This window comes from Modestobacter sp. SSW1-42, from assembly GCF_046635825.1.
Lineage (GTDB): Bacteria > Actinomycetota > Actinomycetes > Mycobacteriales > Geodermatophilaceae > Modestobacter.
Genome location: NZ_JBISCA010000001.1, coordinates 125848 through 143527, shown reverse-complemented (window position 1 = coordinate 143527; position 17680 = coordinate 125848). Strand labels below are relative to the sequence as shown.

The window sequence follows — 17680 nt, the reverse complement described above, 5'->3', positions numbered from 1 at the left end:
GTTCTCGGTGCACCGACGAGCAGGGAGAACCGTGAGCACAGACGCTCAGGCCACGACGGCGTTCGAGGACGCCGTCACCGCAGTGCGCGACGGCGCCGACCCCGCGGCCGAGGCCGCCGGGCTGTTCGAGCAGCTGACCCCCGACGAGCGGCTCGGCCTGCTCGACGGCGACTGGCAGTTCTGGGACGGCTTCCTGGCCATGCTCACCGGCGGCTACAACACGGTGCCGATCCCGCACGCCGCGGTCGAGCGGCTCGGCATCCCGGGCACCCAGTTCGTCGACGGCCCGCGCGGCTGCGTCTCCGGCAACGGCACCGCCTTTCCCGTCTCGATGGCCCGCGGCGCCACCTGGGACCCCGAGCTCGAGGAGCGGATCGGCGAGGTCATCGGCCGCGAGGTGCGCGCGGTCGGCGGCAACTTCTTCGGCGGCGTCTGCATCAACCTGCTGCGTCACCCCGCCTGGGGCCGGGCACAGGAGACCTACGGCGACGACCCGCACCACCTCGGCGAGATGGGCGCCGCCCTGGTGCGCGGCACCCAGCGGTACGTGATGGCCTGCGCCAAGCACTACGCGCTCAACTCGATGGAGAACGCCCGCTTCCGAGTCGACGTCACCATCGACGACGAGACGCTGCACGACGTCTACCTGCCGCACTTCAAGCGCACCGTCGACCAGGGCGTCGCGGCGATCATGAGCGCCTACAACTCGGTCAACGGCGAGTGGGCCGGGCAGAACCGGTACCTGCTCACCGACGTCCTGCGCGACCAGTGGGGCTGGCAGGGCATCACCGTCAGCGACTTCATCTGGGGCCTGCGCGACGCCGGCGCCTCCCTGGAGGCCGGTCTGGACCTCGAGGAGCCGTTCACCCAGCAGCGCGGCCTGCACCTGCGCCAGCAGCTCGAGGACGGGACGGCGTCCTGGGACAGCGTCCAGCGCTCCGGCGTCCGCATGATCGCGGCGATGCTGCGCTCCTACGCCACCCGCACCGACGGCGAGTTCGGCCTCGAGCTGATGGCCGGCGACGAGGCGCGGGCGCTGGCCCGTGAGGCCGCCACCCGCGCCATGGTGCTGCTGCGCAACGAGCCGGTCGACGGCGCGCCCGTCCTCCCCCTCGACCCCGGCACGGTCACCTCGATCGCCGTCATCGGCCGGCTGGCGAACGCCGCCAACCAGGGCGACCACGGCTCCTCCGACGTCCGCGCCCCGAGTGGCAGCACCCCGCTCGAGGGCATCACCGCGGCCTTCCCCGGCGCCCGGGTCACCCTCGTCGAGGACGACGACCCCGCCGCGGCCGCCGCGGCGGCCGCGGACGCCGACGTGGCGATCGTGGTCGCCGGGTTCACCGCCGAGGACGAGGGCGAGTACGTCGGGCCCGACACCATGAGCGACCCGGCGCTGCTCGCCCTCTACCCGCCGCGCCCGGACGGCGTCCGCGCCACCGGCGAGGAGGTCGTGATGACCGCCGGCGAGGGCTTCGGCGGCGACCGCAGCTCGCTGCGGCTGCGGCCGGTCGACGAGGAGGTCATCGCGGCGACGGCGGCGGCCAACCCGCGCACCGTCGTGGCGATGGTGGCCGCCGGGCCGGTGCTCACCGAGGGCTGGCGCGAGCAGGTCCCGGCGATCGTGCTCATGTGGTACGCCGGGATGGAGGGCGGCGTGGCCCTGGCCGACGTCCTCACCGGTGCCGCCGAGCCCTCGGGTCGGCTGCCCTTCTCGGTGCCCACCAGCGAGGAGCACCTGCCCTTCTTCGACCGCGACGCGACCGCGATCACCTACGACCGCTGGCACGGTCAGCGGCTGCTCGACCGGCTCGGCGTGGAGGCCGCCCACCCGCACGGGTTCGGGCTGTCCTACACGTCGTTCACCATCGGCGACGTCGCGGCGAGCGGCGAGCGGGTCACCGCCACGGTCACCAACACCGGCGACCGCGACGGCCGGCACGTCGTGCAGGTCTACGGCCGCACGCTGACCGGCGGCTACCCGGGCGAGTGGGCCGTGGTCGGCTTCGCCCCGGTGGCGGTGCCCGCCGGCGGGTCGGTGACCGTCGAGGTGCCGGTCTCGCTGCTCGCCCTGGCCCGCTGGGACGGCGACCGCCGCGAGCGGGTGCTGCCCGAGCCCACCGACGTCGAGCTCGAGGTGGGCGCGCACGCCCACGACCCGCAGGGCACCACCCTCCGGCTGGGCTGAGGCGACGACGGCCCCGGTCCTGTCGGGACCGGGGCCGTCGTGCGCACCGCGCTCAGGCGTCGCGGCGGCGGAAGACGGTGAGGCCGACGAGCAGCACGACGGCGGTCTCGGCGGCGAACACCGCCAGCCCGGTCCACGGCCCGAGCGCCTCGGGGTTGAACGACACCGCGGTGGCCACCTGGCTGCCCGCGTTGCCCGGCAGCAGCTTGGCCACCCACTCCCCCCACGCACCCGGCAGCACGAAGGCCAGGTTGCCGATGACCAGCACCAGCGCCATGCCGACGGTCAGGGCGGCAGCGGTGTGCCGGATGAGCAGCCCCAGCCCCAGTGCGAACAGCCCCAGGCCGGCCAGGTAGAGCCCGCTGCCCAGCAGCGACCGCAGCACCCCGTCGTCCGAGAGCGCGACGCCCACGCCCTCGCGGTCGAGGAACCAGTTGCCGCCGAGGTAGCCCAGCACGGCGGTCACCGTGCCGGCGACGAACAGGACGCCGGTGAGCACCACGGCCTTGGCCGCCAGCACCGACCCGCGCCGCGGCACCGCGGCCAGCGTCGCCCGGATCATGCCGGTGCCGTACTCGCCGGTGATCACCAACGTGCCCACCGCCAGCGCGGTCAGCTGCGAGAAGACCAGCCCCCAGGTGATGAAGGACCCCGGGTCCTCCCCGGCCTCGCCACTGGCGATCGCGTCCGCCGCCGCCCAGCAGACCAGCGTGGTCAGCCCCGCGCCGAGTGCGAACAGCAGCGCGAGCGACCAGCGGGTGGAGCGCACGGTCCAGAACTTGATCCACTCGGCGGCCAGCGCCTCCCGGAACCCCACCCGGCGCACACCGGGGACGTTGCGCCGCGGGTCGAGGTGGACGGTGTCGATCGTGGCGGTCATCGGACGGCCTGCGCTTCCCGGACGGGCGGGACGACGACCGGCGGGACGTCGGCGTGGGTCCCGGCGGTGTACTCGACGCTGTCGGCGGTGAGGGTCATGAACGCGTCCTCCAGCGAGGAGCGCACCAGGGTCAGCTCGTGCAGGTGCACCCCGGCGCCGCCCAGCAGGTCGCCGATGCCGGCGGCGTCACGGCCCTGCACCCGCAGCTCGGTGCCGTGGACGTCGACGTCCAGGCCCTCGGCGCGCAGCAGCGTGGCGGCGTCGGCGGTGCGCGGGCTGCGGACCCGCACGTAGGAGGTCGCGTGGTCGGCGATGAACGCGGCCATCGAGCAGTCGGCGAGCATCCGCCCGCGGCCGATGACGAGCAGGTGGTCGGCGGTCAGCGCCATCTCCGACATCAGGTGGCTGGAGACCAGCACGGCGCGGCCCTGCCCGGCCAGCTCCCGGGCCAGGTTGCGCACCCAGCGGATGCCCTCGGGGTCCAGGCCGTTGACCGGCTCGTCCAGGACGACGACCGGCGGGTCGCCCAGCAGGGCCACCGCGATGCCCAGCCGCTGGCCCATGCCCAGCGAGAACCGGCCCACCCGCTGGTCGGCGACGGAGTCCAGGCCGACCAGGTCGAGCACCTCGTCGATCCGGGTGCGCGGGATGCCGTTGCTCGCCGCCAGCCAGCGCAGGTGGTCGCGGGCGGTGCGGCCCGGGTGCAGCGCACGGGCCTCGAGCAGGGCGCCGACCTCGCGCAGCGGTGCCGGCGAGTCGGCGTAGGAGCGTCCGTTGACGGTGACGCTGCCGGCGGTGGGGCGGTCCAGGCCGACCACCATGCGCATGGTGGTCGACTTGCCGGCGCCGTTCGGGCCGAGGAAGCCGGTCACCCGGCCGGGCTCGACGGTGAAGCCCAGGGAGTCGACGACGGTCTTGTCGCCGTAGGTCTTGGTGAGTCCGCGGGCGACGATCATCGCCGGTCCCGGGGACGCTGACGGGATGTGGTGTCCATGCCGTCGAGCCTGTCGAGGCGGGCCCGCGGCGACCATCAGGGAGCGCCCCCAGCCGACCCTGAACCGGCCCTGAGCGCTCCCTGAGTCGTTCCCCTGAGGAGGGTCAGCTGGGCACGAGGAGCCCGCCGCCGAGGACCAGGCTCAGCAGGAACGCCCAGCCACCGGTCAGCCGGCCGGCACCTGGGCGGGGCGCCGGGACCCCGGGGAACGGCCCGGAGAGCAGCAGGAGGGCCAGCCAGCCGAACGGGTTCCACGAGAGCCAGAACCAGGCCCAGCGGGTGGCCCGCTGCGGCACCGGCCCGCCCACCAGCAGGAACAGCATGACCAGCCACGCGGCGGACAACAGCAGCCCGACCTGCTGGGGCACCTGCCAGCCGGCCACCTCCGAGTACGCGGACCGCTCGGCGAGCGGCAGGACGCGGACGCCCTGGGCGCGCAGCTCCTCGGCCAGGTCGGTGTCGAGGACGGGCAGCGTGGTCGGTGCGTCCACCCCCGGGCTGACCTGCCAGCCCTCGGCGCGGCGGGCCAGCAGTCCGTCCCGCCAGACCACCGCCTGGGTCGCGTACCCGGTGGCGCCCGGCTCGAGGCCCTCGCCCACCCGGACCTCGGTGACCCCGCCGGCGTCGACCGCGGCGCGCAGGTCCTCGAGCTGACCCGGCCGCTGACCCACCAGCACGGTGGTCAGCGCGAGGGCCAGCCACCCGACCGCCAGCGCCACCCGCAGCGCCGTCCACGGGTCGCGCAGCGTCGGCCGGCGGCGCTCCTGGGGGAGGGCGCTCGGCGCGGGAGCCGTCATGGCGTCACCGTAGGCCCGGGCGGCCCCGGAGTGACGCAGCACACGCACCGCCGTCAGTCGAGCGTGGTCTCCGGCTGCTCGGTGGGCGCGCCGGCCTCCAGCCAGCGCAGCAGCGTGGGGGCGGCGAAGCCGGTGCCGCCCTTGACCACCTCGGCGTCGTCGCTGCCGGCGCGGGCCGGACCGGCGACGTCCAGGTGGGCCCACGGCAGGTCGCCGGCGAAGGGCTGCAGGAACAGCGCGGCCGTGGTCGAGCCGGGGTTGCCGGGTGCGTTGTTCGCGTCGGCCACCGGCGACTCCAGCTGCGCCCACAGGTGCCCGACGTGCTCCTCGCCCAGCGGCATCCGCCAGAACGACTCCCCGGCGTGCCCGGCTGCGGTGAGCAGCGCGCCGGCCAGGCCGTCGGTGGTCGCGTAGAGGCCGGCGGTGCGGGCGCCCAGTGCCGTCCGCATCGCCCCGGTGAGGGTGGCGACGTCGACGAGCACGGTGGCGCCGAGGGCCAGCCGGGCATGGGCGAGGGCGTCGGCGAGCACCAGCCGGCCCTCGGCGTCGGTGTTGCGCACCTCGGTGGTGCGCCCGCCCACGTGCCGGACGACGTCGGCGGGGCGGTAGGCCGACCCGGAGACGGCGTTCTCGGCGAGCGCGACCACCGCGGTGACCGGCGTGGGCAGCTGCAGCCGGGCGGCGGCGTCGACGGCGGCCAGCACCGCCGCGGCCCCGGCCATGTCGGTCTTCATGTCCCGCAGGCCGGCGTTGGTCTTGATCGACAGCCCGCCGGTGTCGTAGGTGATGCCCTTGCCGACCAGCACCGGGTGCCCCTGCCCGGCCGCGCCGTACGCCGCGACGACGACGCACGGCGGGGAGGCCGAGCCGCCGCCGACGGCCAGCACGCCGCCGAAACCACCGGCCGCGAGCTCGGCGGGGCCGAGCACCGTGACCGTGACGCCGGGCAGGGCGCCCAGCCGCGCGACGGCCTGGTCGGCCAGCCAGGCGGGGTCCTTGGTGCTGCTCGGGGTGTTGACCAGGTCGCGGGCCCAGGCGACGGACTCCGCGGTGACCTGCCCGGCCCGGGCGGCGGCGCGGACGGCGGGGTCGGTGTCGGCGGCCACGACCAGGACCTCGGCCAGCCGGGGCGGGTGCGGGGCCGAGGAGTCGCGGAACCGGTACCCGGCCAGCAGCGCCGTCTCGACCGCGGTGCGCACCTCGTCGGCGCCGGCGGGAGCGACGTCGGTGTCCAGCGGCAGCACGAGCCGCCGGGCGCCGGACTCGGCGAGGGTCTGGGCGCGGCGGACGGCGACCGCGACGGCCGACCGCAGCTGCGGCAGCGTGGCGTCGCCGACGCCGACGGCCAGCACGGTGCGTGGTCGGCGACCGGGCACCGGCACCGCGGTCAGCCCGCCGGGCCGCCCGCCGTTGCCGGTGTCGGCGAGGGCACCGGTGAGCAGGTCGGGGTCGACCGGTGGTGCGACGCCCAGCCAGCCGGGCAGCGCGCCCTGCGCACCGACCGGCACCACGAGGACGTCGTCCTCGGCCGGCTCGGGCAGCTCCGCCACGACCCGTACCTGCGGGAACGGCGCGGCCCCGGACGCCGGCGTGCTGCCGGCGGCCGGGGCCGTGTCGTCGTCCGCGGGGCTGCCCGGGGGCAGGCTCGCGGCGGTGTTCAGCTGGTCGCGCCCGTCAGCGCCTCGGAGAGGGCGGTCGCCTCGTCGGGGGACAGCTCGACGACCAGCCGGCCGCCACCCTCCAGCGGGACGCGCATGACCAGGCCGCGGCCCTCCTTGGTGACCTCGAGGGGACCTTCACCCGTGCGCGGCTTCATGGCCGCCATGCGTGCCTCCTTCACCGGCCACCCACGGTCCGGTTGGGCCGTGGTGTGGCGACTGTTCGTGCAGAGCTCTCCCCCATGATCCCGTATCCGGGCCGATCGACCAACCGGACCCCTCAGGACCGCTCCTCCGGGTGGGCCCGGAAGCAGTCCGCGACGTGGTCGTCGACCATCCCGGTGGCCTGCATCAGCGCGTACCCGGTGGTCGGGCCGACGAAGACGAACCCCCGCCGCTTCAGCTCCCTGGCCAGCGCGATCGACTCCGGCGAGGTGGCCGGGACCTCGGCGAGCGAGCGCGGCCGGGGCCGGGGCGCGGTCGGGGCGAAGGACCACAGCAGCGCCGACAGGCCCTCCGGGACCTCGAGTGCGGCCCGGGCGTTGCGCACCGCGGCGGCCACCTTCGCCCGGTTGCGGACGATGCCGGCGTCGGCCATCAGCCGGGCCTCGTCCTCGGCGGTGAACGCCGCGACCGCCGCGACGTCGAACCCGGCGAAGGCGGCCCGGAACGCCGGGCGCTTGCGCAGGATCGTGATCCAGGACAGCCCGGACTGGAACGCCTCCAGGGTCAGCCGCTCGAAGAGGGCGTCGTCGCCGTGCAGCGGCGTGCCCCACTCCTCGTCGTGGTACCTGACGTACTCGGGGGCGCTGGTCGCCCAGCCGCACCGGATCCGCTCCACGTGCCGACGCTAGCGCCGGGGCTCACCCCACCGGCGCCTGCACCGCCCCGCCGGCCAGGTCCTTCGAGTACAGGTCCCGGACGCCGTTGGTGTCGGTCGGCTGCAGCGCGTTCGAGGTGGTCACGAGCACCAGGTCGCCGGTGACCGGGACCGCCCGGCCGTACTCCGCGGGGGTGATCGCGCCGGTCGGCCCGGGGGCGGCCCGGCCGGCGGCGTCGGCGGTGACCAGCACCAGCGGCCCGCGCACCCCGCCGTCCAGGTCGCGGCGCAGGTGGTCGGTGTGGCCGTTGGCGTCGCCGGACACCTCGGCGGCCGCGGTGCCGAAGAAGCCGAACCGGCCGGTCGGGTCCAGGGCCACCTGGTGCTCCCAGGTGGCCGTCTGCCCGTCGCCGAGCGCCAGCGCGGTCCCGGTGGCGGCGTCGACGCGGTACGCCAGGCCGGTGGTCCAGGAGGCGGACGGCGTCGTGGTGCCCAGCTTCGCGGTGGTCACCAGGGCGACGTACCGGCCGTCGTCGCTGAGGTCGATGTCGCCGGCGTCGCGGTACGCGGGGAACTCCGTCGTCCGCCCGGCGACGGTGACCGCCGAGACGACGGTGGCCGTCCCGGCGCCGGCCCCGGACAGCGTCTTGCGGTAGAGCACCACCGGACCGCTGGCCGACGTCGCCGGGAAGAGGGCGTACCGGCCGTCGGGGGTCAGCGCGAGGGCCGGGCCCAGCGCCGTCCGCGGCAGGTCGGTGCCGGTCGCGGTCGCCGACACCCGGGTGACCGCGCCGGTCGACATCGTCTTGGCGAAGACGTCGACCACGCCGTTGGTGTCGCGGGCGACCAGGTCGGCGCGCGCCGAGTAGAAGACCACCACGTCCCCGTCGGCCGACATCGCCACGCTCGGGCTGGTCGCGTACACCGACGGCCCGGTCTGCAGGACCGTGCCGGCCACCGCGGAGACCCGGCCGCCCGCCGGGACGCTCACCGGCGTCCACCGGCCGGTGGTGGTGTCCAGCCGGTAGACGTCGGCGACGCGGTTGGTGTCCTCGGGCACGAGCGCCGCGGTGGTGGCCAGGGCGACGTAGCGGCCGTCGTCGCTGACCGCCGGGGCGCCGGCGTTGGTCGGGTCGGACGCCCCGGTCGCGCCGGCCGGCAGCGGCGCGATCCGGCGCGCGGTGCCGGCGGTGCGGTCGAGGAGGTACAGCTCGTGGGCGGTGTTCGTGTCGGCCGGCTCCAACGGGGCCCGGGTGCCGACGACGACGAAGCGCCCGTCCCCGCTGACGGCCAGCCCGCCGCTCTCCCCCGCGCCCTGCACCGGCACCCGCCGGGCGACCGGGACCACCGTGACCGCGGCCGACGGGGCGGAGGCGTTGCCCGCCGCGTCCACCGCCACGACGGTGAGGGTGGTGGGCGCGCCGTTCGTCAGCCCGCGGACGACCGCCTGGGTGGCCGGTGCGGTCACGGTCGCGAGCACCACGTCGTCGCGCAGCACGCGGTAGGCCGCCGCGTCCGGGTCCGCGGTCCACGACAGCGACGCCGTCCCGTCGCCCGGCGCCGCGGTCACGCCGGTGGGCGCGGCCGGCGGGGTCTGGTCGGTCGGGGTCGCCAGGACCTCCGGCGTCGCCGCCGAGGGGTTGCCGGCGGCGTCCACCGCCACCAGCGCGTAGCGGTAGGGCGTGCCGTTGGTCAGCCCCTCGTCGCGGTGGGCCGTCCCGGTCACCGTGGCGACCGCGACGCCGTCGCGCAGCACCCGGTACGCGGCGGCGTCCGGGTCGGCCGGCCAGGACAGCTCCACCGCGCCGTCGCGCGGCGTCGCGGTCGGCGTCGGGGGCACCGCCGGCGGGGTGGTGTCCCGGGGCGTCGCGGTCACGGCGGCCGAGCGCGGGGAGAGGTTGCCGTGGCCGTCCTCGGCGACCAGCGCGTAGCCGTACGTCCGGCCGTCGACCAGTCCGGTGTCGACGGAGGAGGTCGCGCCGCGCACGACCGCGACCTCGACGCCGTCGCGCAGCACGCGGTGGGCCACGACGTCGGTCTCGGCGGGCGGCGCCCACGACAGCTCCACCTGGCGGTCGCCGGCCAGCGCCGACAGGCCGGTGGGCGCGCCCGGTGGCGTCAGGTCGGTGGGGGTCGCCGGCACGTCCGGGGCCGACGCCGGGGACCAGTTGCCCGAGGTGTCGTGGACCTGGAGCGCGTAGCCGTACGGACGGTCGTTCTGCAGGCCGGTGTCGGTCCAGCCGGTCGTGCCCTGCCCGGCCAGCAGACCGGAGACCGGGACGCCGTCCCGGAGCACCCGGTAGCCGTCGACGTCGTACTCGGTGCCCGCCGTCCAGGACAGCGTCACCTGGCCGTCGCCGCGCACCGCCGTGGGGCGGGCCGGCCGGGCCGGGGCCACGGAGTCGGCCGGGACGCCGGTGACCGGGGCGCTCGCCGTCGTCCCCTCGGTCGCGGTGCCGGCGACGAGCGTGCCGGCCCGCACGGTGATCACGTAGCTGCGGCCGTTGACCAGGCCGGTCACCGTGGCCGAGGTCGTGGTGGTCGTCGGCCCCGGCACCCCGTCGACCCAGACCCGGTAGCCGACGACACCGGGCTCGGTCGAGGCCGTCCAGGAGACCAGCAGAGACCGGTCGGCGGGCGTGGTCGTGACGTTGCTCGGTGGGGTCGGGTTCGTGTAGCTGGTCGCCTGCAGCCCCGGGGCGCTCGGCGGCCCGCCGCTGCCGGACAGCAGCGTCCCCGCCGTCAGCACCGCCGCCACCGCGCCGACCGTCCACCTCCGCCGGTGCCCGACGCCCGCCGTCCGACCGCTGTGCTGACCCACGCCCGACCTCCTGCGGGCGCCGGTCGACCGCCGGTGCCCGCAGCGGTTCTCGGCGCCTGCGCCCCGGGGTTGAGCCGAGCGGCTCAGGCCGGGCGGGCGGCCGCGACCTCGGCGGCGGGCACCGGGGCGGGGCTGCGCCGGGTGGCGAGCACGCAGCCGAGCAGGACCAGCGGCAGCCCGACCGCCAGCCCCAGCGTGAAGGGCTCGTCGAGCAGCAGGACGCCGAGCCCGACCGCGACCGCCGGGTTGACGAAGGTGATCACCAGCGCCCGCTGCGGCCCGGCCTCGCGGATCAGGGCGAAGAACAGCGCGAGCGCCGCCGCGGTGCAGACCGTGCCCAGCAGCACGACCGCCGTCCAGGCGTCGGCCGGGACGGCGGCCGCAGCACCCAGCCGCGGGACGGCGAACGGGGCGTAGACCAGCGCGGTGACCACCAGGGCGAACGCGCTGGCGGTCACGCCCGGCACGTCGGACAGCCGCCGGCTGATCACCATCGGCGCGGTCGCGTACCCCACGACGACCAGCGCCACCGCCAGCAGCGGCCCCAGCTGCGCCCCGCCGACGTCCAGGCCGAGCAGGACGGCGATGCCGACCACCCCGACCAGCATGCCGACGACGCGCACCGGCGACAGCCGCTCCTCCTCCCCCGCCAGCCGGGCGGTCAGCGCGGCCACGAACGGCACGCCGGCCACCAGCAGGCCGGTGAGCGAGGACGACAGCTCGGTCTCCGCCCACGACAGCAGCAACCACGGCCCGGTCATCTCCAGCACCGTGAACAGCAGCAGCGCCCGCCAGTGCGCCCGCAGCGCGGGACCGAGCCGGCCGCGGGCGAGGGTCCACGGCAGCAGCAGGGCCGCCCCGATGGCGCAGCGCAGGAACACCACCGTCACCGGCGAGAAGTCGGCGACGGCCACCTTGATCAACAGGTAGGGCACGCCCCAGATCACCGCCAGCGCCACGAACAGCACCCAGCCGCGCCGGCTCACGCCCGCTCTCCCGCACCCGTCACGCGGCCATCATCGCGTCGCGTTTCCGGCGCGTGGACGGCGGGCAGGCGCCGTCGGTGACCGCACCGCCCGACCGCCCGGGACACGACCGGCGCCGCCTGCTGCTCTCCGGGCTGATGCTGGGGCTCGGCGCCGCGGGGGCGGTCGACGAGATCGTCTTCCACCAGCTGCTGCACTGGCACCACTTCTACGACCGGTCCAGCGGCACCGCGGGGCTGGTCTCCGACGGGCTGCTGCACGCGGCCACCTGGTCGGCGACCGTGGCCGGGCTGGCGCTGCTCGCCGACGTCCGGCGCCGGGCCGCCTTCGCCCCGGCCGCCTGGTGGGGCGCGGTGCTCGTCGGCGCCGGCGCGTTCCAGACCTGGGACGGCCTGGTGCACCACAAGCTGCTGCGGCTGCACCAGGTCCGCTACGGCGTCGACCTCACCGGCTACGACCTGGCCTGGACCGGCGCCGGGGTGCTCGTGCTGCTGGCCGGGGTCGCCCTGCTGCGCCGGGGGCGAGCGACGGCGTGACCGTCCTCGGCTGCGTCCTCGCGGCCGCGGTGTACCTGGGCGCCGCCCACCTCGTGCCCGCCGTCCGGGGCCGGGCGCCGTGGCCGGTGCGGCGGACGGCGGCCTGGCTGGGCGGGCTGGCGTGCGTGGTCGCCGCCCTGACCGGGCCGCCGGCCACCGCGCACGGCGACCTGCACGCGCACATGGCCGGCCACCTGCTGCTGGGCATGGTCGCGCCGCTGCTGCTGGTGCTGGCCCGGCCGGTCACCCTCGCGCTGCGGACGCTCCCGCTCGCCGGCGCCCGGCGGCTGAGCCGGGTGCTGCGCAGCGCGCCGCTGCGGGTGCTCGGCGACCCGTTCGTCGCGGTGGCGCTCAACGCGGGCGGGCTGTGGGTGCTCTACGGCACCGGGCTGCTCACCGCGATGACCCACTCCCCGGGGCTGCACCAGCTGGTCTCGGTGCACGTGCTGCTCACCGGCTGGCTGGCCACCGCCGCCGTGCTGGCGCTGGACCCGGCGCCACACCGGCGGGGCGTGGGGGCCCGGGCGGTCGCGCTGGCCGCCGGGGCGGCCGCGCACGACGTGCTGGCCAAGCACCTCTACGCGCACCCGCCGGCCGGGACCGTGCGCGCCGAGGACGGCGCCCAGCTGATGTACGACGGCGGCACGGTCGTGCACCTGCTCGTCGCGGCGGTGCTGTGGCGCCAGTGGTACGTCTCGCGCGGCGCCGTCCGGTCGGCCGAGCAGGCCGCGCTCGCCGCCGCCTGACTCACCTGCCGGGCGAGAGTGGCCACTCTCGCCCGGCAGGTCAGCGCGGGTAGCTCGCCGCGTAGGTGGCGAAGCGCTTCAGCGACAGGCGGACGCCGGCGGCGAACACCGGCCTCACCAGCGGCCAGCCGAGCCGGCCGAGCGCGCCCAGCGGCAGGTCCAGGCCCTCGGTCCACACGAAGGTCGACCCGCCCCCGGCCCGCGGCCGCACCTCGAACGTGCCGGTGCCGCGCACGACCCGCCCGGTGTGCCGCACGTCGACCCGGCGCGGGACGTCCCAGCTGGTGATCAGCATCGTGTCCAGCACGCCGATCCGGCGGCCGAGCACCGGCAGCTTCACCCCGGTGACCGCGGCCAGCTCGCCGCCCACGCCCTGCCCGCCCTGGGCGCCGGCCCGGACGTCGGTGAGCAGCATCCACTCACCCTGCCGGTCCCAGTCGACCAGCGCCGCCCAGACCTGCTCCGGCGGTGCGTCCACGTCCACGTCCAGCACCAGCTCAGGCACGGTCCCGCTCCTCGTCCTCGTCGTCCGGGGGCACGGTCCGCGCCCGCCGGTGCTCGGCCTCCAGCTCGGCGATGCGGGCGTCCCGCTCGTCGAGCACCTGGGCGAACTGGTCGAGCAGCCAGTCGACCTCGGTCATCCGGTAACCGCGGAAGGCCACCGAGATGCGCAGCGCGCGGACGTCGTCGGCCACCACCGGCCGGTCGTCGGGCAGCTCGACCGGCGAGCGCCCCGGGACCGCCGGCGGCTGGCTCTCCCCGCGCCCCAGCAGCAGCGAGGCGCCGAGGAACAGCAGCCCGCCGACGACGACGAGGCCGAGGACGAAGACCAGCCCGGCCACGTCAGTCGTCGACCGGGGCCGGGTCGGGCACCGGCTGCCCGGGCGGGGGCTCGGTGGCGTGCTGCGCCCGCGCGGCGTCGGCGGCCTGGATGATCGCGACCGCCTCGTCGATGTCGTCGGTGACGTGCAGCAGGTCCAGGTCGGACGGTCCGACGGTGCCCTGCGCGACCATCGTGTCCCGGATCCAGTCGATGAGCCCGGACCAGTAGGCGCTGCCGAAGAGGATCACCGGGAAGCGGGTGACCTTGCGGGTCTGCACCAGGGTGAGGGCCTCGAACAGCTCGTCGAGGGTGCCGAAGCCGCCGGGCAGGATCACGAAGGCCTGCGCGTACTTGACGAACATCGTCTTGCGCACGAAGAAGTAGCGGAAGAGCACGCCGACGTCGACCCACTCGTTGAGCTCCTGCTCGAACGGCAGCTCGATGCCCAGCCCGACCGACATGCCGCCGGCCTCGCAGGCGCCCTTGTTGGCCGCCTCCATGGCGCCGGGGCCACCGCCGGTGATCACCGCGTAGCCGGCGTCGGCCAGCGCGGCGCCGAGCTGCACGCCGACCTCGTAGTACTCGGAGTCGCGCGGGGTGCGGGCGCTGCCGAACACGCTCACCGCACGCGGCAGCTCGGCCAGCAGCCCGAAGCCCTCGACGAACTCGGCCTGGATGCGCAGCACGCGCCACGGGTCGGTGTGCACCCAGTCGCTGCTCCCCCGCCGGTCCAGCAGCCGCTGGTCGGTCGTCGTCCCGACCGTGCCCGGGTCGGGCTCCCCGCCGCGCAGGGCGATCGGGCCGCGGTGCCGGATCGGCCGGCGTCGGGCGTCCTCGGGCTGGCTCATGCGTTGCTCCCCGTGTTCTCGGTCAGGTAGGCGACCAGCGCGTCCTCGGCCGGCTGCAGGCGGTCGACCCGGGTGTACTCCCCGACCTGGTGCGCGAGGTTCGGGTCACCCGGTCCGTAGTTGAGCGCCGGGATGCCGAAGGCGGCGAACCGGGCGACGTCGGTCCAGCCCAGCTTGGCCCGGGCCGGCTGCCCCACCGCGGCCAGGAACGCCGCGGCCGCCGGCTCGCCCAGCCCGGGCAGCGCCCCGCCGGAGAGGTCGGTGACCTCGAACTCGACCCCGGCGGCCAGCGCGTCGGCGAACACCTCGCGCACGTGGGCCACGGCGTCGTCCTCGTCCCGGTCGGGGGCGAAGCGGAAGTTGACCGTCACCCGGCACTCGTCGGGGACGACGTTGCCGGCGACCCCGCCCTCGATCCGGACGGCGTTGAGGCCCTCGCGGTAGCGCAGCCCGTCGATCTCGACCTCGCGCGCCCGGTACGCCTGCAGCGTCGCCAGCACGTCGGCCGCGCCGTGCACGGCGTTGACCCCCAGCCACGACCGCGCGCTGTGGGCGCGCTCGCCGCGGACGGTCAGCACCACGCGCAGCGTGCCCTGGCAGCCGCCCTCGATCGCGCCGTCGGTGGGCTCCATCAGGATCGCGAGGTCGCCGTAGAGCCAGCCGCGGTGCTCGCGGGCCACCCGGCCCAGGCCGTTGCGCACCGCCTCGACCTCCTCGTTGTCGTAGAAGACGAACGTGAGGTCGCGGGCCGGCTCGGCCCCGGGGACGCCGAAGCGCCCGGCCAGCCGCAGCATCACCGCGTCGCCGGCCTTCATGTCGCTGGTGCCGCAGCCGTACAGCCGCTCCTCGCCGTCCACGGTCTCCAGCCGGCTGGGCACGTTGTCCGCGATCGGCACGGTGTCCAGGTGGCCGGCCAGCACGATCCGGGAGTCACGGTCGAGGTTCGTACGGGCCAGCACGGTGTCGCCGACCCGGAGCACCTCCAGCCCGCCGAGCGCGCGCAGCGCCGCCTCCACCGCGTCGGCCAGCGGACCTTCCGTGCCCGACACCGACGGGGCGTCGACCAGCGCGCGGGTGAGGGTGAGGACGTCGGCGGTCAGGTCGAGCGGGGGCAGCGGCTGGTCGGGGCTCACGACGTCCGAGCGTAGTGACCGGAGGCGACCACCACCGCTCACCTACGGTGTCGCGGTGCCCCGCAGCCTGCTGATCCCGTCGTCCTACGTGTTCCTCCTCCGCGACGGTGCGGACGGCGGCAGCGAGGTCCTGCTGCACCTGCGGCAGGGCACCGGCTACATGGACGGCCACTGGGCGAGCCTGGCCGGGCACGTCGAGGCGGAGGAGACGTGCGTCGCCGCTGCCGTCCGCGAGGTCCGCGAGGAGGCCGGCATCGAGCTCGACCCGGCCGACCTGGAGCCGCTGACCGCCGTCCACCGGGTCACCCCGGGCGCCGGCCAGATCGAGCAGCGGGTCGACTTCTTCTTCGCCGTCCGCCGCTGGTCCGGCGACCCGCGGGTGGCCGAGCCGGCGAAGAACGCGGGCCTGGAGTGGTTCCCGCTCACCGCGCTGCCCGACCCGGTGCAGCCGCAGGAGGCCCAGGTGCTCGCCTTCCTGGCCGCCGGGACGCCCCTGCCCGCGATCCTGCTGGCAGCCGCCTCGGTAGCGTGACGGGCGTGACGAGCAGCGAGCAGACCACCGGCGCCAACGGTGTGGGCCTGGCCACCGTGACCCCCGACGGCACCGTGCTGGACACCTGGTACCCCACCCCCGCGCTCAGCGGCGCCGACCAGGGCGAGACCGGCACCCAGCAGCTCGGCGTCGACGAGCTGACCGGCCTGCTCGGCCCCGAGTACGCCGGCCTGGTGCGCACCGACGACGCCCGCGGCGTGCAGGTCGTCGCGGTCGCCACGACCATCGCCGACCTGTCGGCCGCCCCGGTCGACGCGTACGACGTGTACCTGCGGCTGCACCTGCTCTCGCACCGGCTGGTCCGCCCGCACGGCACCAACCTGGACGGCGTCTTCGGCCTGCTGGCCAACGTGGCCTGGACCAGCGCCGGCCCGGTGCTCGGCACCGACCTCACCCCGGCCCGCCGTGCCCTGCTGCGCGCCGCCCACGGGCAGCTGACCGTCTTCGGCGTGGACAAGTTCCCCCGGATGGTCGACTACGTCCTGCCCTCCGGCGTCCGGGTCGCCGACGCCGACCGGGTGCGCCTCGGCGCGCACCTGGCCGAGGGCACCACCGTCATGCACGAGGGCTTCGTCAACTACAACGCCGGCACGCTGGGCGCCTCCATGGTCGAGGGCCGGATCAGCGCGGGCGTGGTCGTCGGCGCCGGCTCCGACGTCGGCGGCGGCGCCTCGATCATGGGCACCCTGTCCGGCGGCGGGAAGCAGGTCATCGCCATCGGCGAGGGCACCCTGCTGGGCGCCAACTCCGGCATCGGCATCTCCCTGGGCGACGGCTGCGTCGTCGAGGCCGGCTGCTACGTCACCGCCGGGTCCAAGGTCTCGCTGCCCGACGGGACGACGGTGAAGGCCGCCGAGCTGTCCGGGCGCGACGGCCTGCTGTTCCGCCGCAACTCGGTCTCCGGCGCGCTCGAGGTCGTGGCCCGCGACGGCGACTGGGGCAGCCTGAACGCCGCCCTGCACGCCAACTAGCGTCGCTCCCCGGTCTGCACAGCCGGCCGCCCTACGATCGGGCCGGTGGCGGGCAGCACGGCGGTGAGGCGACGGCCACCGGTCCGCCGGCCGCCCCGGCGCCGGTCCGCCGCGGTGCGGGCGCTGCTGCTGGTGCTGGCCGCGGTCGTCGCGCTGGTCGTGGTGTCGGTGCGCGGTGGAGGATCGGCGGCCGTGGCCACCGACTGCTCGATCGCCGGCTCCGACCTCCGGGTCAGCGCGGAGGTGGCGGCCAACGCCGCCACCATCGCCGCGGTGGCCCGTTCCCGGGGCCTGCCGCCGCGGGCCACGGTGATCGCGCTGGCCACCGCCCAGCAGGAGTCGCGGATCCGCAACCTCGACCACGGCGACCGCGACTCGCTGGGGCTCTTCCAGCAGCGGCCGTCGCAGGGCTGGGGCTCCGAGGCGCAGGTGCAGGACCCCGTGTACGCGACCGGGAAGTTCCTGGACGGGCTGGTCGAGGTGCCCGGCTGGGAGACCGGCCGGCTCACCGAGGTCGCCCAGGCGGTGCAGCGCAGCGGCTTCCCCGAGGCCTACCAGCAGTGGGAGCCGATGGCGACGGCGCTGACCGGCGCGCTGCTGTCCGACCAGCCCGGCCAGCTCACCTGCACCTACCTCCCCGACGACGCCTCCGGCGCGGTCGACCCGCGCACGGCCGCCGTCGCCGAGGCGCTCCGCCGCGAGGCCGGGCCGGCCGAGCCGCACCTGGGCGGGAGCATCACCGTCCCCGGGGAGGGCTGGCCGGCGGCGAGCTGGGCGGTGGCGCACGCCTCGCGGCTGCAGCTGGCCTCGATCCGTCACGCCGGCTGGGAGTGGACGGCCGGCGGCGGCTGGACCGAGGGCGTCGGCGACCCCGGCGTGCTCACCGTGCAGCTCACCCTCTGACCGGGTTTGCCGACCGGCTGCCG

The 17680-nt window shown here is 76.3% G+C and carries 18 protein-coding genes; 6 read left to right on the top strand and 12 right to left on the bottom strand.

The window, feature by feature from the left end; genetic code table 11:
* Window positions 1-31: 31 nt before the first annotated feature.
* Window positions 32-2188 carry a beta-glucosidase family protein gene (locus ACGBYP_RS00745; RefSeq protein ID WP_411581352.1) on the top strand — a complete coding sequence of 719 codons (2157 nt, stop codon included), beginning with the start codon at window positions 32-34 and terminating at the stop codon, window positions 2186-2188.
* A gap of 52 nt (window positions 2189-2240) precedes the next feature.
* Here the strand turns inward: ACGBYP_RS00745 and ACGBYP_RS00740 are convergent, their stop codons facing one another.
* The 8 genes from ACGBYP_RS00740 to ACGBYP_RS00705 all read right to left on the bottom strand — a co-directional run bounded on the left by ACGBYP_RS00740 (window position 2241) and on the right by ACGBYP_RS00705 (window position 11144).
* The gene (locus tag ACGBYP_RS00740) at window positions 2241-3068 is read right to left on the bottom strand and encodes an ABC transporter permease subunit (RefSeq protein WP_411581351.1); all 828 of its coding nucleotides are present in this window, start codon (window positions 3066-3068) and stop codon (window positions 2241-2243) included.
* Window positions 3065-4024 carry an ABC transporter ATP-binding protein gene (locus ACGBYP_RS00735; protein ID WP_411581350.1) on the bottom strand — a complete coding sequence of 320 codons (960 nt, stop codon included), beginning with the start codon at window positions 4022-4024 and terminating at the stop codon, window positions 3065-3067. Before ACGBYP_RS00735 ends, ACGBYP_RS00740 begins: the two co-directional genes overlap by 4 nt.
* A 142-nt stretch (window positions 4025-4166) precedes the next feature.
* On the bottom strand, window positions 4167-4859 hold the full coding sequence (locus ACGBYP_RS00730) for a hypothetical protein (protein WP_411581349.1): 693 nt from the start codon (window positions 4857-4859) through the stop codon (window positions 4167-4169).
* A 53-nt stretch (window positions 4860-4912) separates the two neighbouring features.
* Window positions 4913-6409, bottom strand: coding sequence for a leucyl aminopeptidase family protein (locus ACGBYP_RS00725; RefSeq protein ID WP_411581348.1), 1497 nt, complete (start codon window positions 6407-6409; stop codon window positions 4913-4915).
* Window positions 6410-6516: 107 nt separating this feature from the next.
* On the bottom strand, window positions 6517-6684 hold the full coding sequence (locus ACGBYP_RS00720) for a DUF3117 domain-containing protein (RefSeq protein WP_163611568.1): 168 nt from the start codon (window positions 6682-6684) through the stop codon (window positions 6517-6519).
* Between the two features lie 113 nt (window positions 6685-6797).
* Window positions 6798-7358: a DNA-3-methyladenine glycosylase I gene (locus tag ACGBYP_RS00715; RefSeq protein ID WP_411581347.1), complete on the bottom strand. Its 561-nt coding sequence runs from the start codon at window positions 7356-7358 to the stop codon at window positions 6798-6800.
* A gap of 22 nt (window positions 7359-7380) precedes the next feature.
* Window positions 7381-10095 carry a fibronectin type III domain-containing protein gene (locus tag ACGBYP_RS00710; protein ID WP_411581346.1) on the bottom strand — a complete coding sequence of 905 codons (2715 nt, stop codon included), beginning with the start codon at window positions 10093-10095 and terminating at the stop codon, window positions 7381-7383.
* Between the two features lie 146 nt (window positions 10096-10241).
* Window positions 10242-11144 carry a DMT family transporter gene (locus ACGBYP_RS00705; protein ID WP_411581345.1) on the bottom strand — a complete coding sequence of 301 codons (903 nt, stop codon included), beginning with the start codon at window positions 11142-11144 and terminating at the stop codon, window positions 10242-10244.
* Between the two features lie 77 nt (window positions 11145-11221).
* On the opposite strand from ACGBYP_RS00705, the gene ACGBYP_RS00700 reads away from it, so the two are divergent.
* The gene (locus ACGBYP_RS00700) at window positions 11222-11680 is read left to right on the top strand and encodes a DUF2243 domain-containing protein (protein ID WP_411581344.1); all 459 of its coding nucleotides are present in this window, start codon (window positions 11222-11224) and stop codon (window positions 11678-11680) included.
* A complete protein-coding gene (locus tag ACGBYP_RS00695; RefSeq protein ID WP_411581343.1) occupies window positions 11677-12426 on the top strand; it encodes a cytochrome c oxidase assembly protein in 750 nt (249 codons plus the stop codon). The genes ACGBYP_RS00700 and ACGBYP_RS00695 overlap by 4 nt, the downstream gene beginning before the upstream one ends.
* Window positions 12427-12466: 40 nt before the next feature.
* Here ACGBYP_RS00695 and ACGBYP_RS00690 read toward each other — a convergent pair whose 3' ends face one another.
* The 4 genes from ACGBYP_RS00690 to dapE are packed head-to-tail and all read right to left on the bottom strand — an operon-like array spanning window position 12467 to window position 15230.
* Window positions 12467-12931, bottom strand: a complete 465-nt coding sequence (locus tag ACGBYP_RS00690; protein ID WP_411581342.1) for an SRPBCC family protein — start codon at window positions 12929-12931, stop codon at window positions 12467-12469.
* Window positions 12924-13268 carry a DivIVA domain-containing protein gene (locus ACGBYP_RS00685; RefSeq protein ID WP_411581341.1) on the bottom strand — a complete coding sequence of 115 codons (345 nt, stop codon included), beginning with the start codon at window positions 13266-13268 and terminating at the stop codon, window positions 12924-12926. Before ACGBYP_RS00685 ends, ACGBYP_RS00690 begins: the two co-directional genes overlap by 8 nt.
* A 1-nt stretch (window position 13269) precedes the next feature.
* Entirely contained in the window at window positions 13270-14097 is an 828-nt protein-coding gene (locus ACGBYP_RS00680) for a TIGR00730 family Rossman fold protein (protein WP_411581340.1), read from the bottom strand.
* The gene (gene dapE, locus ACGBYP_RS00675; protein ID WP_411581339.1) at window positions 14094-15230 is read right to left on the bottom strand and encodes a succinyl-diaminopimelate desuccinylase; all 1137 of its coding nucleotides are present in this window, start codon (window positions 15228-15230) and stop codon (window positions 14094-14096) included. Before dapE ends, ACGBYP_RS00680 begins: the two co-directional genes overlap by 4 nt.
* Window positions 15231-15285: 55 nt before the next feature.
* On the opposite strand from dapE, the gene ACGBYP_RS00670 reads away from it, so the two are divergent.
* The 3 genes from ACGBYP_RS00670 to ACGBYP_RS00660 are packed head-to-tail and all read left to right on the top strand — an operon-like array spanning window position 15286 to window position 17657.
* Window positions 15286-15762 carry an NUDIX hydrolase gene (locus ACGBYP_RS00670; protein ID WP_411581338.1) on the top strand — a complete coding sequence of 159 codons (477 nt, stop codon included), beginning with the start codon at window positions 15286-15288 and terminating at the stop codon, window positions 15760-15762.
* A gap of 5 nt (window positions 15763-15767) precedes the next feature.
* Window positions 15768-16754 carry a 2,3,4,5-tetrahydropyridine-2,6-dicarboxylate N-succinyltransferase gene (gene dapD / locus ACGBYP_RS00665; RefSeq protein ID WP_411581337.1) on the top strand — a complete coding sequence of 329 codons (987 nt, stop codon included), beginning with the start codon at window positions 15768-15770 and terminating at the stop codon, window positions 16752-16754.
* Window positions 16755-16799: 45 nt separating this feature from the next.
* The gene (locus tag ACGBYP_RS00660; RefSeq protein WP_411581336.1) at window positions 16800-17657 is read left to right on the top strand and encodes a hypothetical protein; all 858 of its coding nucleotides are present in this window, start codon (window positions 16800-16802) and stop codon (window positions 17655-17657) included.
* Window positions 17658-17680: the final 23 nt, after the last annotated feature.

What these genes read in the sequence shown, in the direction of transcription:
- ACGBYP_RS00740 (WP_411581351.1), bottom strand. Translation starts at nt 3,068, where the DNA reads ATGACCGCCACGATCGACACCGTCCACCTCGACCCGCGGCGCAACGTC.
- ACGBYP_RS00735 (WP_411581350.1), bottom strand. Translation starts at nt 4,024, where the DNA reads ATGATCGTCGCCCGCGGACTCACCAAGACCTACGGCGACAAGACCGTC.
- ACGBYP_RS00730 (WP_411581349.1), bottom strand. Translation starts at nt 4,859, where the DNA reads ATGACGGCTCCCGCGCCGAGCGCCCTCCCCCAGGAGCGCCGCCGGCCG.
- ACGBYP_RS00720 (WP_163611568.1), bottom strand. Translation starts at nt 6,684, where the DNA reads ATGGCGGCCATGAAGCCGCGCACGGGTGAAGGTCCCCTCGAGGTCACC.
- ACGBYP_RS00680 (WP_411581340.1), bottom strand. Translation starts at nt 14,097, where the DNA reads ATGAGCCAGCCCGAGGACGCCCGACGCCGGCCGATCCGGCACCGCGGC.